Source organism: Stenotrophomonas sp. 17(2023) (assembly GCF_030345315.1).
Taxonomy (GTDB): Bacteria; Pseudomonadota; Gammaproteobacteria; order Xanthomonadales; family Xanthomonadaceae; genus Stenotrophomonas; species Stenotrophomonas acidaminiphila.
In genome coordinates this window covers 2,587,727-2,602,958 of the sequence record NZ_CP128405.1, presented here as the reverse complement: position 1 = coordinate 2,602,958, position 15,232 = coordinate 2,587,727, and the positions used below count along the sequence as shown (strand labels likewise).

The 15,232-nt window shown below is 67.9% G+C and carries 13 protein-coding genes; 4 read left to right on the top strand and 9 right to left on the bottom strand.

What is annotated here, in order from left to right; all coding sequences use genetic code 11:
- Positions 1-14 precede the first annotated feature (14 nt).
- The 4 genes from QQA12_RS11760 to QQA12_RS11745 form a co-directional block, all read right to left on the bottom strand.
- The gene (locus QQA12_RS11760) at positions 15-398 is read right to left on the bottom strand and encodes a hypothetical protein (protein WP_056931294.1); all 384 of its coding nucleotides are present in this window, start codon (positions 396-398) and stop codon (positions 15-17) included.
- 3 nt (positions 399-401) lie between these two features.
- On the bottom strand, positions 402-878 hold the full coding sequence (locus tag QQA12_RS11755; RefSeq protein WP_056931295.1) for a hotdog fold domain-containing protein: 477 nt from the start codon (positions 876-878) through the stop codon (positions 402-404).
- A gap of 67 nt (positions 879-945) precedes the next feature.
- Positions 946-3,417, bottom strand: a complete 2,472-nt coding sequence (locus QQA12_RS11750; RefSeq protein WP_226049398.1) for an acyl-CoA dehydrogenase — start codon at positions 3,415-3,417, stop codon at positions 946-948.
- Complete coding sequence (locus tag QQA12_RS11745; protein WP_226049397.1) at positions 3,414-4,304, bottom strand: alpha/beta hydrolase; 891 nt, start codon at positions 4,302-4,304, stop codon at positions 3,414-3,416. The genes QQA12_RS11750 and QQA12_RS11745 overlap by 4 nt, the downstream gene beginning before the upstream one ends.
- Before the next feature lie 182 nt (positions 4,305-4,486).
- Between QQA12_RS11745 and QQA12_RS11740 the strand changes: the two genes are divergently transcribed.
- On the top strand, positions 4,487-5,089 hold the full coding sequence (locus QQA12_RS11740) for a TetR/AcrR family transcriptional regulator (RefSeq protein WP_054667106.1): 603 nt from the start codon (positions 4,487-4,489) through the stop codon (positions 5,087-5,089).
- A 132-nt stretch (positions 5,090-5,221) separates the two neighbouring features.
- On the opposite strand, the gene QQA12_RS11735 is transcribed toward QQA12_RS11740, so the two are convergent.
- The 3 genes from QQA12_RS11735 to QQA12_RS11725 form a co-directional block, all read right to left on the bottom strand.
- A complete protein-coding gene (locus QQA12_RS11735; protein ID WP_226049396.1) occupies positions 5,222-8,062 on the bottom strand; it encodes a TonB-dependent receptor in 2,841 nt (946 codons plus the stop codon).
- Between the two features lie 247 nt (positions 8,063-8,309).
- Positions 8,310-9,176 (bottom strand): hypothetical protein, encoded by an 867-nt coding sequence (locus QQA12_RS11730; RefSeq protein WP_054667103.1) that lies wholly within the window; start codon positions 9,174-9,176, stop codon positions 8,310-8,312.
- A gap of 119 nt (positions 9,177-9,295) precedes the next feature.
- Positions 9,296-10,189, bottom strand: a complete 894-nt coding sequence (locus tag QQA12_RS11725; RefSeq protein ID WP_226049395.1) for an Hsp33 family molecular chaperone HslO — start codon at positions 10,187-10,189, stop codon at positions 9,296-9,298.
- 74 nt (positions 10,190-10,263) lie between these two features.
- Here QQA12_RS11725 and mtgA point away from each other — a divergent pair, with 74 nt between their 5' ends.
- The 3 genes from mtgA to QQA12_RS11710 are packed head-to-tail and all read left to right on the top strand — an operon-like array spanning position 10,264 to position 12,461.
- Complete coding sequence (mtgA, locus tag QQA12_RS11720; protein ID WP_226049939.1) at positions 10,264-10,995, top strand: monofunctional biosynthetic peptidoglycan transglycosylase; 732 nt, start codon at positions 10,264-10,266, stop codon at positions 10,993-10,995.
- Positions 10,996-11,050: 55 nt separating this feature from the next.
- A complete protein-coding gene (locus tag QQA12_RS11715; protein ID WP_054667096.1) occupies positions 11,051-12,070 on the top strand; it encodes a glycosyltransferase family 2 protein in 1,020 nt (339 codons plus the stop codon).
- Positions 12,030-12,461 carry a CBS domain-containing protein gene (locus tag QQA12_RS11710; protein ID WP_226049394.1) on the top strand — a complete coding sequence of 144 codons (432 nt, stop codon included), beginning with the start codon at positions 12,030-12,032 and terminating at the stop codon, positions 12,459-12,461. Before QQA12_RS11715 ends, QQA12_RS11710 begins: the two co-directional genes overlap by 41 nt.
- 16 nt (positions 12,462-12,477) lie before the next feature.
- Here the strand turns inward: QQA12_RS11710 and QQA12_RS11705 are convergent, their stop codons facing one another.
- Both QQA12_RS11705 and QQA12_RS11700 read right to left on the bottom strand, forming a co-directional pair.
- Positions 12,478-14,451 carry an AsmA family protein gene (locus QQA12_RS11705; protein WP_226049393.1) on the bottom strand — a complete coding sequence of 658 codons (1,974 nt, stop codon included), beginning with the start codon at positions 14,449-14,451 and terminating at the stop codon, positions 12,478-12,480.
- A 99-nt stretch (positions 14,452-14,550) separates the two neighbouring features.
- Positions 14,551-15,204 carry a hemolysin III family protein gene (locus tag QQA12_RS11700; RefSeq protein WP_226049392.1) on the bottom strand — a complete coding sequence of 218 codons (654 nt, stop codon included), beginning with the start codon at positions 15,202-15,204 and terminating at the stop codon, positions 14,551-14,553.
- Positions 15,205-15,232: the final 28 nt, after the last annotated feature.

The window sequence follows — 15,232 nt, the reverse complement described above, 5'->3', positions numbered from 1 at the left end:
CTCGACCGCGCGCCTCAGGCCAGCGACAGCGGCACGGCATGCAGCGCCGCGCCCAGCGCGAACAACGCGCTCAACAGATGCACGCGCCAGTCGTGGATGCGCAGGAATACGAACTGCTCCAGCAGGCGTCCCACCCAGAACAACGTCATGAATCCCAGCAGCGCCCGTCCCAGCGGCGTGGCGGGCAGTTCGCGGCCGAACGCCAGCGCCAGTACGCCCATGCCCAGGAAGACGTAGACCAGGCGCAGATTGAGGATCTGCATGATCGCGCGGTTGGCTCGGCTGTTGCGGGCGAGGTCGCGTTTCCAGTCGAACAGTTTCCAGAAGGCCAGGTGGAAGGCCGCGAAGCCCAGGCTGTGCACGCCCCCCAGGCGCACCAGTAGTTCGGCGGTGTCCATGGCTCACCCGTTTCCGTGGCGCGGCGACACCCACATCGCGATGTGGGCGACGAACACCTCGGTGCCGGCGGCATCGCTGATGCCCACGCGCACGGGCAATTCGTAGCCGACGGTGCCGCTGGCGATCGGGCGTTCCGGCACGGCGACCGCGTGCAGTCGACCGCGCGCCTTGGCCAGGTAGCGTACCTGCATGCCCTTGGGGATCCAGCGCATGCCGGCCGGCAGCGAGGCGTCGGTCATCAACCCGGCGGTCAGCTCGGCGAGGTTGCACAGCGCGATGGCATGCACGGTGCCGAGGTGGTTGCGCACTGCGCGGCGGTCGGCCAGCGTGCCTTCGCAGCGGCCTGTTTCGAGCACGGTGATGCATGGTCGGATACTGGCGAAGTAGGGCGCCTTGAAGCACACCGCGCGGGTGAACAGCCAGCGCCCGCCCGGCCAGCGCGCCAGGCGCCGGTACAACGTCAGCAATGGGAGTGTCATGCCTGCCTCGTTGAAAAGGAAACGGCGGGCATGCGCCCGCCGTTCCGGTTGCGTCCGATGGCCCGGGTCAGGCCACCTGCTGCGGCTGCCGGTCCTGGCGGTCGTAGTACGACGCCGCGCGCAGCTCGTGCGGGTCGAAGTCGTCCACGGTGATGGTATCCAGGGTGATCGCGCGCAGTTCTTCCAGCAGGGTGCGCTCGTCCTGGGTGATGACGCCCTCGGCCACCGCCTCGTCCAGCTGCGCCGGGAAGGTCAGTGCCTCGATGCCCTTGGTCTTGAGCGCCTTGAGGAACTTGCGCTCCACCGGCTCGGCCATGACCGCCTTGGTCAGGTAGCTGGCGATGCGGCCACCGGGGTTGTTCTCGCACGGGGTCAGGAACACGCCCTGGGCGAGCCGGTCGCGGGCTTCGTTGGGCGACATCAGGGTGGCGGCGACGCGGCGGCTCAGGCGGTCGCCCGGGGCTTCGGCGCGGCGGCCGAACGGGAAGATCAGCGCCCACATCAGCCAGCCGATCGGGCGGATCGGGAAGTTGCGCAGCGCCGCCGACAACGCTTCCTCGATGCGGTGCACGCTGTCGTGGAACGCCCACGCCAGCAGCGGCTGGTCGGCCGTCGGCGCGCCTTCGTCGTGATAGCGCTTGAGCATCGCGCTGGTCATGTAGATGTGGCTGAGCACGTCGCCCAGGCGGCCGGACAGTGATTCCTTGAACTTGAGCTTGCCGCCCAGGGTCATCATCGAGATGTCGGCCATCAGCGCCAGGTTGGCGGAATAGCGGTCCAGCTTGCGGAAGTAGCGGCGGGTGTAGGCGTCGCCCGGGGCGGCACCGAAGCGTGCGCCGGTGAGCCCGAACCAGAACGAACGCACGGCGTTGGAGATGCCGAAGCGCACGTGGCCGAACAGCGCCTGGTCGAACTCGCGCAGGCCGGCCTTGCGGTCCTCGTCCTGGGCGGCCTTCATTTCCTTCAGCACCCACGGATGGCACAGGATCGCGCCCTGGCCGAAGATCAGCAGGCTGCGGGTCATGATGTTGGCGCCTTCCACGGTGATCGCGATGGGCGCGGCCTGCCAGCTGCGGCCGGCGAAGTTGCGCGGGCCGAGGATGATGCCCTTGCCGCCGATGACGTCCATCATGTCGCTGATGCACTCGCGGCTCATGTTGGTGCAGTGGTACTTGGCGATGGCCGAGGGCACCGACGGTACGTCGCCGCGGTCCACCGCCGCGGCCGTGGCCTGCGACAGCGCGCTGATCTTGTAGGCCTTGCCACCGATGCGGGCCAGCGCTTCCTCCACGCCCTCGAAGCGGCCGACCGACAGGCCGAACTGTTTGCGGATGCGGGCATAGGCGCCGGTGATCACCGCGCCGGCCTTGGCACCGCCCGAGGCGGTGGACGGCAGGGTGATCGAGCGGCCCACGGCCAGGCATTCGTTGAGCATGTTCCAGCCCAGGCCGCGCTTCTCCGGGCCGCCGATGATCTGGCTGAGCGGGATGAACACGTCCTTGCCGCGGATCGGGCCGTTCTGGAACGGCGAGTTCAGCGGGAAGTGGCGGCGGCCGACCTCGACCCCGGGGGTCTCGCGCGGCAGCAGCGCCAGGGTGATGCCGATGTCCTTGGTATCGCCGAGCAGGCCGTCGGGGTCGTACATGCGGAACGCCAGGCCGATCAGCGTGGCTACCGGCGCCAGGGTGATGTAGCGCTTGTCGAAGGTCAGCCTGAGGCCCAGGACGTCCTCGCCGTTCCAGGTACCCCGGCAGACGATGCCGAAGTCGGGGATGGAGGTGGCATCGGAACCGGCGAACGGACCGGTCAGGCCGAAGCAGGGCACTTCGGTGCCTGCCGCCAGCCGCGGCAGGTAGTAGTCCTTCTGTTCCTGCGTGCCGTAGTGGTTGAGCAGTTCACCCGGGCCCAGCGAGTTGGGCACGCCGACGGTGGAGCTGACCACGCTGGAGATCGAGGCCAGCTTCTGGATGACCTTGTGGTGCGCCAGCGCGGAGAAGCCCAGGCCGCCGTACTGCTTGGGGATGATCATGCCGAAGAACTTGTTGTTCTTGATGAAGGTCCACAGCTCCGGCGGCAGGTCGGCATGGACGTGGGTGATCTCCCAGTCGTTGACCATCCGGCACAGCTCCTCGACCGGGCCGTCGAGGAAGGCCTGTTCCTCGGCGGTGAGCTGCGGCCTGGGGTAATCCAGCAGCTTCTGCCAGTCCGGGTCGCCGGTGAACAGTTCGCCTTCGAAGCCGACCGAGCCAGTCTCCAGGGCGATGCGCTCGGTCTTGGACAGCGGCGGCAGCACCTTGCGGAACACCCCCATGAACGGCGAGGTGATCAGCGGCCTGCGCAGGAACGGCAGCAGCACCAGCGCGCTGACCAGGGCCAGGATCGCCGCGGCGACGATGACCGCGGTCGGGTTGACGCCGGTGAACCAGCAGATGCCCAGCAGCACGGCACCGATCACCGTCCAGGTGACCAGCCGCATGCGGTGGTAGGCAACGAAGGCCGCTGCCAGCAGCAGGGCCAGGAAGGGAACGACAGTACTCATTGACTTGCTCCGGTAACGTGCTCGGTTCGGGCGGACGCTGCGGCGGCAGCCGGGGGCAGTGCGTCCAGATAGTTCAACACGGCGGCGGTAAACGCGTCGTTGTCATCGCCTGCCACCATATGCGTGGCGTCGGGCAGATGCACGTGCCGCGCATGCGGCACCAGCGCCAGGAATTCTGCCACCGTCTGCGGAGTGACGAGGTCGCTGCGGCCGCCGCTGACCAGCATCACCGGGCATTCGACGCGGCGTGCGGCCTCGGCGATGGCGTCCTGGTGCTGCTCGCTGTCGCGCGCCAGTTCCTCCACCAGCCGCGGATCCCAGTGCCAGCTCCAGCGGCCGCTGCCGGTGGGGCGCAGCAACGCGCGCAGCGCGTCCTCGCTCTTGCGCGGGCGGTGCGGCAGATAGCGGGCGATGCTGTCGGCGGCCGCTTCCAGCGATGCGAAGCCGTCCGGATGCGCGCTCATGAAGGCGAGGATGCGCTCGACGCCGCGGGTTTCCCAGCGCGGGGTGATGTCCACCAGCACCATGGCCGCGAACAGGCCCGGCCAGCGCGCTTCGGCCATCAGCCCGAACAGCCCGCCCATCGAAGCGGCGACCAGCACCGGCGGCCGCCGCAGCTCGCCGGCGACCACGATCAGGTCATCGGTGAATTGTTCGCCGTGATAGGGCAGGTCGGCCGGATTCCAGTCCGAGCCGCCGTGGCCGCGTGCATCGAAGGCCAGCGTGGGATGGCCGGCGGCATGCAGCGCCGCGGCGGTCGCGGTCCAGGCGCCACGGGTCTGGCCGAAGCCATGCGCGAGCAGGATCGGCGACTTGCTTCCGGTGGTTTTCGAAGCAGCCAGTCCGATGCCGTGGGCACCTTCCAGCCGGGTGTCTTGCGCGTGCATGCGGTTCTCGGGGATATAACCGTACCCGATGGTATGGATATGGTCAGGCGCCGTCAATACTGGTGGGTATGGATTGGCGCGCCTTGTCCGGCAGGGCGTTGCCGGGCGGCGATGGGCCGTCGCGCGGGGCGCTGGCGCGGCGCATACTGCAACCAGTCCCCGGCGTATGGTTAAATCAACGGATGAACGAATCTTCAGCTTCCCCGGCGGAACCCCGCGGTACACGCAACAGCCGCCTCAGCGCGGATGACTGGGCCCAGGCTGCCCTGGACCTGATCGCGGAGCAGGGGGTCGGCGCGGTCGCGGTGGAGCCGCTGGCCCGCCGCCTCGGTGTCACCAAGGGCAGCTTCTACTGGCACTTTCCCTCGCGCGACGCGCTGCTGCAGGCCGCGCTGGAACGGTGGGAGCTGGTCGAGCAGCAGCAGGTGTTCGGCAGCCTGGAGGAAGTGCCCGATCCGCGCACGCGCCTGCGCGCGCTGTTCCAGCTGGTCGCGCATGAAGTGACCCCGCATGTGATCTACAGCGAGCTGCTCAAGGCGCTCGACAACCCGCTGGTGCGGCCGGTGATCGACCGCGTTTCGCAACGCCGGCTGGAGTACCTGATGGCCTCGTTCCGCCAGGCCGGGCTGAGCTCCACCGACGCGCGCCACCGCGCGCGCCTGGCCTACGCGGCCTACGTGGGCTTCCTGCAGCTGTCGCTGCAGCTGCAGCAGCCGCGGCAGGCGCGCGAGGAATTCGAGTCCTACGTCGAGCACGTGATCGAGACGCTGATCCCGAACGGGTGAATGCAGACGAGATGGACGATGGAAGAGCCGCGCATGCCGCGGCTTTTTTTGTGTCTTCGCAGTGTTCTGCTTCCCGCAAAAGACAACGGCCCCTTTCGGGGCCGTTGCTTGAAACGCTGATCAATCAGCCGATCAGAACTTCTGGTTGTAGCGCATGTAGAAGAAGCGCCCCGGAATTTCGTACTGCGGATCGAACGTATTGGCAAACGTGGTGTACGACTTCGGCGGGTCACGATCGAACGCATTGTTGACGCCGAGGGTGATCTGCCCGTTCCACGGCGTCTTCCAGTAGGCGCTGAGGTCGGTGTAGGTCGCACTCGGGATGGCGTTGCGCGGATCAGGCTTGCCGCCCAGGCCGATACGATCCTTGTCCGAGCACAGCAGGGCGAAGTTGCCACCGGTGAAGTTGCTGCCGGTGCACTTCTCGGTCTGTGCAGAGTAGTAGCGCACCATGGCGTTGGCACCGAAGTCGCCCATCTGCCAACCCAGCAGCAGGTTGGAGCGGATGCGCCAGTAGTTGTCACGGCTACGATACTGGCCGACACGGTTCGCGCCCGGGTTGAGCGGATCGGCGACCGAGTAGTTGGAGGTGTAGGTCGAGTCCCAGACCACGTTGAAGCTGCCGAAACGGGTCTCCGGCAGGCGGTAGCCCAGGGTCAGATCCCAGCCTTCAACCTTCATGGTGGCGACGTTGTTCGGCACCGCCAGCATGTTGGAGATCTGGCCGGTCGCATCACGGGTGATCAGGTTGCAAACGGCGGAGATGCCAGCCTTGTAGCAGCTGTCCAGCATTTCCTGCGCGTCCTGGGCATAGATGGCGCCCTCGATCTTGATGTTCCACCAGTCAAGCGACACGTCCAGGCCCTGCACATAGCTGGGGCTGTAGACGAAGCCCAGCGTCTTGGAGGTGGAGGTCTCCGGGCCGAGGTTCGGGTTGCCACCTTCCGTGGTGCGGATCTGCGAGTTGGCCTGCGGATAGCGCGGAATGCCTGCGCAACCCGCCGGGCTGGCCGGGTTCGGCACGCCTTCGACCGAGCCGGCACACGGGTCGGCCACGTTCTCGAAGGTGTCGCTGACGCCGGAATACAGCTCGCTGATCGACGGGGCGCGGAAGCCTTCGGACCAGTTGCCGCGGATCATCAGGTCGTTGATCGGCTTCCAGCGGAAACCGAACTTGCTGTTGACGGTCTTGCCGAAGTTGCTGTAGTCCGAGACGCGGGTCGCGACGCTGAAATCAAGCAGCTGGGCGCCGGTGACGCCGGACAGCAGCGGAATCGCCAGTTCCAGGTACGCTTCGTCCAGGCTGTAACCGCCGGCAGTGGCGGTGCGCGCGTTGCCGGTGGTGTCGCCGGAGTTGATCAGGCCGTCCGGATCGTCGAAGCCCGATTCATTGCGATGCTCGAAGCCGGCCGAGAAGGCGAATGCGCCGCCCGGCAGGTCGAACAGTTCGCCGCCGACGTTGGCGTAATAGGTCTTCTGCTCGTACCCGTACACGTCGTGCGCGGTGAAGCTCGCGTACTTGATCATCTCGGGCGTCATCGACCCCTTGCCGCTGAGCATGTTCATGGGAACGCAGCCGTCGATCACATTGCCGGCGGTTCCGCAACGTGCCACGCCGCCGGCGTCGATGAACGACGGGCCCAGGGCGCTGCGCAGGGCGGAGATGTTGAAGAAGCCGGTGGTGATGTCGGTCTGGTCGTTCTTGCCGTAGAACATGCCGGCTTCCCAGCTCCAGAAGCGGTCGTTCACTTCGAAGTCGCCTTCGAAGCCGCCATTGAAGGCGTAGGTCTTGACGTTCTGCTTGTAGATGCGGCCGCCGGTCTCGGTCGCACGATACTGGATGTAGTCGATGTCACGGCCGGTGTTGTTGTAGATGTTGTCCTTGCTGATGACGATGTTGGCACCATTGGTGCCCGGCGCCGCGCGACCCAGCACGATCGGCATGGCCGCCAGGATCTGCTCCGACTTGCGCTCGTTGTAGGTGACGGTGCTCTTGAAGCGGACATTGTCGGTGATCGACAGGCCGGCGTCAGCGAACAGCGAGGTGCGCTCCTGCGGGGTGATCAGCAGGTTGCCCGGAGCATGGTTGAAGCTGTCGGCGCTGGTGTAATTGCGCCAGGTGCTGCCGCCATTGCCGGTGACGAAATAACCTTCCGCGCCGTTCGGGCGGGTCGAGCCGTACACCGGGTTGCCGTCATCATCCAAGCCGGTCTGGCCGTAGAAGCCGAAGCGGCCGTCCGGGGTGGTGCTGCTGTTGCCGGTGTTGGGCAGTGCGCCGTAGGTCGGTACGGCCGAGATCTTGCGATCACCCGCCCACACCGGCTCTTCCTTCACGTAGCCGACGCCCAGGGTGGCGTGCCAGCGATCACCGGTGGAGCCGATGGTGAAGTCATAGGACTCGCGATTGCCGTCGCCCTTGTCGTACTGACCAAAGTAGGCATTGGCCTCGGCGCCATCGAAATTCTGGCGCAGGATGATGTTGACCACGCCGGCGATGGCGTCCGAACCGTAGATGGTGGACGCGCCATCCTTCAGGACCTCGATACGCTCCACGGCCGCCGACGGGATGGTGTTCAGATCGACCGCGCCGCCCAGACCGGTGCCGCCGATCCAGCGACGGCCGTTGACCAGGACCAGGGTACGGTTCGAACCCAGGTTGCGCATGTTGACGCGGGTTTCACCGTTGCCGCCGTTGTTGTAGGTGCTGTTGAGGGTAGAGCCGTTGGTGCTGATGCTCTGGATGATATCGCCGATCGAGGTCTGGCCCTGGGCCTGAATCTGCTCGCGGCTCATCGTGAACACGGGCTGCGAAGTTTCGAGGTCGACGCGCTTGATGCGCGAACCGGTGACCTGGATGCGGTCGAGGTTGGTGGCGCCGCTGTTGTCCTGGGCGAAGGCAGTGCCGGTGCTGCCGACACCCGCGACCAGGGCCAGCACCACTGCGTCACGCAGCTTGTTGGACTTGCAATACATGGGCTCTCTCTCTCCAAGTGGTCTTGGTAGTTACATGTGGTATCGCCTGCGCGGTGGGCCCGAAAGGACGGTCCCAAAACCGTGTGGCTGACCCGATAGTACTTCCGTCTCTTCTGAAATTAAAGCTTCGTTAATGAATTGCGTGGGTTTGGTGAAATTCGGCAAAGTGAATGTTGCAGGTGCAACAAAAAACGCCTCCTTGCGGAGGCGTTCTGATAAATGCGGGGGGCGCTCTATCGCGGTGGACTCAGAGGTCCTGCTCGTAGCGCACGTAGGGAATCGCCCCTTCGTCATTGCTCTCGTTGCGCGGGGAGAACGGGTTCTTGCCGCGGGTGACGACGTTCTCGGCGCCAACGGTGAGCTGCCCGCTCCAGGGCGTGCGCCAGGTCAGGCCCAGGCCGATGCCTTCCCACTTGCCGGGCTGGCCGGGGGCGTCGACGACGCGACCGATGATGTTGGCGCTGAATGGCCCGTAGCCGCCGCCGATGCTCAGGCTCTTGCTGTCCCATTGGTCGACGAGGGCGGGCGAGGCGTCGCTGAGCGGAACCAGGCGCGCCTTGGCGTAGGTGCCGCCGATGGAGACGAAGCCCTCGCGGCCGATGTTCTTCTGGCCGAATACGGTCAGGTCGTTCTGTTCCACGCGCGCGGCCGGTGCCTTGGCATTGCCCGACAGCCACGCCGGCAGCGTGTCGCGGCCGGTGCCGGCGCTCAGGCCGACGCGTCCGCCGGGGCGGTTGAAGGTAGTGGTCGCCGACAGGTGGCGGGCGGGGCCGGCGTCGTCATCGTCGTCGCCCAGGCTGGCCAGCATGCAGTGGCTGGCCAGCCCGCTGATGCTGCTGCCGCGGCTGCTGTTGCACAGCAGGCCGAGCGAGTCGCCGGACGAGAGCCCGAACGCGGTATCGAGTGAATTGCGGCCGAAGTGCCAGCGCGCCCCGGCCATCTGTTCGCCGGTGGGTTCGAGATACAGCAGGGCCTCGACCTTGCCGCTGCCCTTGTTCCAGACCGGCAGCACGGTGCTGTCCTGGGGAGCGCGCGGCTTGCTCTGCGCGTGCGCGCCCGTGGCCACCCCAAGGGCGATCAGCAAGGCCAGCGGCAGGCGCAGGAAAGTGTTCATGGACTCAATCAGACAGGACAGGGGCCGGGAAGTTCCCGGTGCGTGAGATTCTGATCGTATGTTGTTTATGTTTTCTTAACAAGTCTCCGTCCTCCCCGGAACGCAGCTCGTCGGTGCCGTTACTGCAGCCGCTCTGGAGCGGCCTGGCTGGCAGGTATGACTGCAAACAATACGCCGAATTCGGTCAAAGGGAAGTGATACTCGCGCCCGCAGAACTCGCAGCGCACCTCGACCTGGCCGCTGTCGGCGGCGGCGGCGCGGGCTTCGTCCTCGCCCAGCGACTGCAGCATGCCGATCACCCGCTCGCGCGAACAGGAGCAGCCGAAACGCAGCGGCTTGCCGCCCATGGTCTCGACCTGCTCTTCGTGGAACAGGCGCTGCAGCAGCTCGGGGCCGCCTACCGCCAGCAGCTCGTCGCGTCCCAGGGTGTCGAACAGCGCCCCGGCGCGGGCCCAGCCGTCCTCGTCGCCCTGGTCGCCCGGGAGCTTCTGCAGCAGCAGGCCCGCGGCGCGGTCGCCGTCGGCGGCCAGCAGCAGGCGCGTGGGCAACTGCTCGGAATGGCGGAAGTAGTCCTCGAACGCTTCGTCCAGGCTGCTGCCCTGCAGCGCCACAAGGCTCTGGTAGCGCTGCGGTTCGCGCGGGTCCAGGCCCGGGTTTTCGATGGTGATGGCCAGCAGCGCGCCGTCACCGAGCCGGGACAGGTCGGGCGGGGCGTCCTGGCCGTCCTCGACCTGGGCGATGCCGCGCAGGGTGCCGGCCGAGGTGCACTCGGCGAACAGGGTGCGCAGCGACGAACTGCTGCGCAGCTGCACGGACAGGCGGCCGTCGATCTTGATGTGGCCGGTGAACAGGGCCGAGGCGACGCAGGCCTCGCCGAGCAGGCGCGTGGCCGAGGGGCGGTAGCTGCCGTGGGACAGGATTTCACGCCAGCTGCCGGAGAGCTGGACATGGACGCCGCGCACGCCGGCCTCGGGCAGGAGGAAGCGGACAAGGAGGTCGGACGTTTCGGTCATGGGAATCTGCACGTATGGGGACGCCGGTGCCGGATAATGCGCCGATGTCGGGATTCATGGGGTCGGGCAAGCAGATGGGGACGGAACAGGACGAGCGCAAGGTACGGCCCCGGCGCAGGTGGCGGCGCTGGTTGTGGATCACCCCCTGCGCGCTGGCGCTGTTCAGCATCGTGCAGGTGGCGGTGTTGCGGTTCGTCGATCCGCCGTTTTCCACGGTGATGGCGCTGCGCCAGGTCGAAGCCTGGGGGCAGGGCGACTGGGGGTTCCGGATCCACTACCAGTGGCGCGACCTGGACGCGATGGCGGCCAGCGTGCCGATCTCGCTGGTGGCGGCCGAGGACCAGCGGTTCCCGCTGCACAACGGGTTCGACCTGGAAGCGATCGAGAAGGCGATGGACCACAACGCCCGTGGCAAGCGCCTGCGCGGCGGCAGCACGATCAGCCAGCAGGTCGCCAAGAACCTGTTCCTGTGGCAGGGCCGCAGCTGGCTGCGCAAGGGCCTGGAGGCCTGGTACACGGTGCTGATCGAAGCGCTGTGGTCGAAGCGGCGGATCCTTGAGATGTACGCCAACGTCGCCGAGTTCGGCGATGGGGTCTACGGCGTGCAGGCCGCGTCGCGGCAGTTCTGGGGCAAGGATGCGGCGCGGTTGTCGCCGGCCGAGAGCGCGCGCCTGGCGGCGGTGCTGCCATCGCCGCGGCGCTACAGCGCGACCCGGCCGGGCCCGTTCGTACAGCGCCGCGCCGCCTGGATCCAGCGCCAGGCACGGCAGTTGGGCGGTCCGGGCTATGCCGTGGATGGAGAGTGACACCACCGCCGCGGCGGCGCGGGGGCATGCGTTCGATCTTCCGTAGAATGCGCGCATGACACACCGCGACCGGCTGACCGTCGTCATCGCCGCCTGCAACGAACAGGACGCCCTGCCGTTGCTGCACCAGCGCCTTGGCGCCGCGCTCGAATGCCTGCCCGACATCGATGGCCGGGTGCTGTACGTGGACGATGGCAGCACCGATGCGACCTGGGCGCTGATGCAGCAGCTGGCGGCGGGCGACCCGCGGGTGGCGGCGCTGCGGCTGTCGCGCAACTTCGGCAAGGAGGCCGCGCTCACCGCCGGGCTGGACCTGGTGGACGAAGGTGCGGCGCTGATCCTGGATGCCGATGGCCAGGACCCGCCGGAGCTGATCGCGCAGTTCGTCGCGCTGTGGCGGCAGGGCCATGACGACGTGTATGGCGTGCGTCTTGCGCGCGAGGGCGACGGATGGGTGAAGCGCGCCACCGCGTCCGCCTTCTACCGGGTGATGGGGCGGCTGTCGAAGACGCCGATTCCCGCCGATACCGGAGATTTCCGCCTGTTGTCACCGCGCGCGCTGGCGGCGCTGCGGCAACTGCGCGAGCGCCAGCGTTTCATGAAGGGCCTGTTCGGCTGGGTCGGCTTCCGCCGGGTTGCGCTGCCGTACCGGCGTGCGCCGCGCGTGGCCGGGCGCAGCAAGTTCGGGCTCTGGAAGCTGTGGAACTTCGCGCTGGAAGGCATCACCAGTTTTTCCACCGCGCCGCTGCGGGTGGCGACCTATCTCGGGCTGCTGACCGCGGCCTCCTCCTTCGTTTTCGCCGCCTGGGTGGTGGGCAAGGCCGCGCTGTACGGCGACCGCGTCGCCGGCTGGCCGACGATGATGGCGGTGATCCTGTTCCTTGGCGGCGTGCAGCTGATCGCGCTGGGCCTGATCGGCGAGTACCTCGGCCGCCTCTACGTGGAGGCCAAGCAGCGGCCGTTGTACCTGGTTGACACCTGGCGGCCGGCCGACGTGGCACTATCGGACGCATCCGCCAGCAAGGGAGAACGCCATGCAGACCGTTCGTCAGTTGCTCGGGACCAAGTCCCCTGAGATCCACGCGGTAGCGCCGGACAGCGCGGTGATCGATGCGATCCGGCTGATGGCCGAAAAAGGCATCGGCGCGGTGCTGGTGATGGACGGGGCACGGCTGGCCGGCATCCTTTCCGAGCGCGACTACGCGCGCAAGATCGTGCTGCGCGACCGCTCTTCGCGCGATACCCCGGTGGCGGCGATCATGACCGCCGAGGTGGTCACCGTGACGCCTGTGGACACGGTCGAGGACTGCCTGCAGCTGGTGACCGACCGCCGCATCCGCCACCTGCCCGTGGTCGAGGGCGGTGCGGTGCTCGGGGTGATTTCCATCGGCGACCTGGTCAAGTCGGTGATCGAACAGCAGCGCCGCGAACTGGGCCAGCTGCAGCAGTACATCGTCGGCGGCTGAGCCGGCAGCAGCGGCCTTACCGGGCGTACTGGCCGCCGCAGTCGACGTCCTTGCCGGGCCCGGTCTCGAAGGTGGCCAGCAACGCCGCCGGCGGGGTGATGCTGCCCAGGGTCACGGCGATGGCGCCGCGCAGTCCCAATGCCTTGAAGTCGGGGCGGAACGACGGGTCCTTGAAGGTGCCGCCGATGCGCAGCGGCGAGCGCAGGGCGAGGATGCTCCTGTCCTTGGGCCGCGGCCGCAGCAGCAGGTCCAGGGTTTCGCGCCCGAGGCTGACGCTGCCTTCGCCCACCACCAGGGTATCGCTGGTGTCGAAGGCCAGTGCGCGCGCCTGCATCAGGCCGTCCTGCACCTGGAAGTCGGCGAAGGCGCAGCGCAGCGGGATCTGGCGGTCGCCGGTGAACAGGAACTTCAGCGATTCGGCCACGTCCAGCCCGGCCAGTTCCATCAGCAGGTTGCCGACATGGCCGCGGCCCATGCCGATGGCCACCTCGCCATCGCTGCTGCCGAGCATGGCGGCCACCGAATTGCCGTGGCCGGACAGGCGCAGGTGGCCGCCGATGCCGCCGGAGGCCTGCTGCGCAAGGCGCGCATCGGGAAACAGCCGCCCCAGCTGCACGCCGCGCACGCGGGCGTCGAGCGTGGTGGCGATGCGTGGCTGTCGTGCATCCATGCGCACGGTGCTGCGGATGTCGCCGCCGGCGACGCCGAAGTTCAGCGGTTCCAGGCGCAGCAGGCCGTCGTCCAGCAGCAGGTGCGCATCCATGTCGTCCAGCGGCAACGACGGTGAATCGATGCGATGGGCCTTCCAGCGCACGTCCGCGTCCATCGCACGCAGCTTGCCCAGGTTGTAGGGCGTATCGGGCAGTACCGTGGGCCTGGCGTCCAGTGCCGCGGCCGCGGCCTTCTGCCCGGGGTTGGCGCTCTCGCCGCCACCGGTTGCCGGGGGCGCGCCGACGAAACCGGCGAGGTCGTCGAAGTCGAGCCGGCGCGAGACCAGCTCGGCGGTCAGCCGCGGGCGTTCGCCGCCGACGTCGATGCGCACATTGCCGGCCAGATCGCTGTCGCCCACCTGGCCGCTGAACTTCTCGTAGCGCCAGGTGTCATGGTCGCGCCTGAGCCGGCCGTCGAGACGATACGGAGGCGAGGAGGGCATGGCGATGCCGAGCAGGGGATACAGGTCGTCCAGGTCCTTGCCGCCGAGGCGGAAGCGCAGGTCGAACACCTGCAGCTGGAACGGATTGGTCAGCGTGCCGCTGGCCGTGGCGTGGGTGTCGCCGGCATGGGCATCGAGGTGCAGGCGGAACGGGTGGTCGCTGTCGGCCAGTTGCAGCGGCGATTCGGTGCCGCCGCGCACGCTGAACGAGACGCCGCGCCAGCGCCCATTGCCCTGCAGCAGCAGCGGTGGCGCGGCGTTTGCCTGCTTCGGCGCACCGCTGTGGACGGCAAGCTGGATGTCGGTGCGTCCCGCCGCGTCCACGAACCGCAGGGTGCCGTCGTCCACGCGCAGCCGCTTGAGCGGCAACGGCCGGTCTGCGTCGCCGCCGCCGAGGAAATCCCAGTTGCCCGGCTCGCCGGGGCGCGGTGCGGTCTGCAGCAGCACGTCCGGGCGGACCAGGCGCACCTCCGGCAGCTGCAGGTCGCCACGCAGCAGTGGCCACAGCCGCAGGTCGATCTCCACGCGCGCGGCGCGCGCCATGTCCGCCCGTTGCGCCCACGGCGCATTGGCGAAATCGACGCGGTCGGCGCGCAGCGTGCTGGTGCTGCCCAGGTCTACATCGATGTGGCCGATGTGCAGGGCGCGGCCGGTGCGCGCCTGCACCATGCGTTCCAGCGGCCCCTTGAACCAGTTCCAGTCCCACAGCAACAGCAGCACGACGAGTGCGGCGAGCAGCAGGCCGGCCACGGCCAGCCAGCGCTGGCCACGCATGCCGGGACGGCGGAGGCGCCAGCGCGACGCGCGCGGTGCGGCGGGGGCAGGTGCGGTATCCACGCGGCCATGGTTGCCGCGCGCTCGTGCACGCGGCGCGAAGCGTTCATTGGCGTGGCGTGCAGGTGATGTTGCCCCGGCGTGTGCGGCGCGCGCCGGGTGCTACAGGATCTGCGCGGTGACCGAGACGAAGTGGCACACGCTGCCTGCGATCACGAACAGGTGCCAGATGGCGTGCGAATAGCGCACCGACTCGCGGTGGTAGAAGTACGTGCCCAGGGTGTAGGACACGCCGCCGGCCAGCAGCCAGCCCAGGGTGAATCCATCCAGCGAATTCCACATCGGCTCGATCGCCACCACCACCAGCCAGCCCATGGCGATGTAGATGGCCGTGGACAACCGCTTGAAGCGGCCGGTGTAGAACAGCTTGAAGATCACCCCGCCCACGGCCAGCGTCCAGATCGCGGCGAACAGCCCCCAGCCCCACGGCCCGCGCAGGCCGATCAGGGTGAACGGCGTATAGGTGCCCGCGATCAGGATGTAGATCGCGCAGTGGTCGAAGATCTTCAGCCTGCCCTTGGCCACCGGGTGCTGGATGGCGTGGTACAGGGTCGAGGCGGTGTAGAGCAGCAGCAGCGCGATGCCGAAGACGATGGCGCTGGCCAGTTGCCAGCCGTCGCCATAGATCGCGGCCAGCGTGATCAGCACCGCACTGGCGCCCAGGGCGGTGACTGCGCCCAGGCCATGGGTCAGGGCGCTGGCGATTTCCTCGCGGATGTCCACGGCGTGCTGCGGCAGGGGGGCGGCGGTAGGCATGGACAGCAACTTACCGCAATGCAGCACG